Annotated in this window: 1 protein-coding gene and 1 pseudogene; both read right to left on the reverse strand. The window is 62.4% G+C overall.

Annotation, left to right across the window (positions count from 1 at the left end):
- A pseudogene (locus EN852_RS36255) lies at nucleotides 1–190 on the reverse strand (DSD1 family PLP-dependent enzyme); the annotation flags it as partial.
- Nucleotides 187–372 (reverse strand): D-arabinono-1,4-lactone oxidase (locus tag EN852_RS36260; protein ID WP_281407839.1); only part of this gene is annotated, 186 nt, incomplete at its 5' end. The pseudogene EN852_RS36255 and the gene EN852_RS36260, both read right to left, overlap by 4 nt.

Below are 372 nucleotides of genomic sequence, written 5' to 3' on the forward strand. Positions count from 1 at the left end.
TGCCGATATGGGCAAGCAACGGCAGGCAAGCGAGCGACTTGTCGACCAGCCGCACGGCGAGGCGGGGATCGAGCCTTTGCTTCACCAGGGCGATGTTGCTGTCCAGCCGGTCGCGGTCGAGCAGCAGGCAGGGTTGGAAGATGCCCGCCTGCTTCAGCGCATCCGAAAGCGAGGCGAAATAGGCTTTCATTGGTCGATGCCGAAGAGATCGGCGATATAGGGCGAGACGAAACGGTTGTGCGGGTCGATGTCGCGGCGCACCGCAATCGCATCGTCCCAACGCGGATAAAGCTTTTTCAGGTCGGCCGCTTTCAGGCTGTGCATCTTGCCCCAGTGCGGCCTGCCGCCATATCTGCGGAAGATCGGCTCGGC

The organism is Mesorhizobium sp. M2E.F.Ca.ET.209.01.1.1 (assembly GCF_004010375.2).
Lineage (GTDB): Bacteria > Pseudomonadota > Alphaproteobacteria > Rhizobiales > Rhizobiaceae > Mesorhizobium.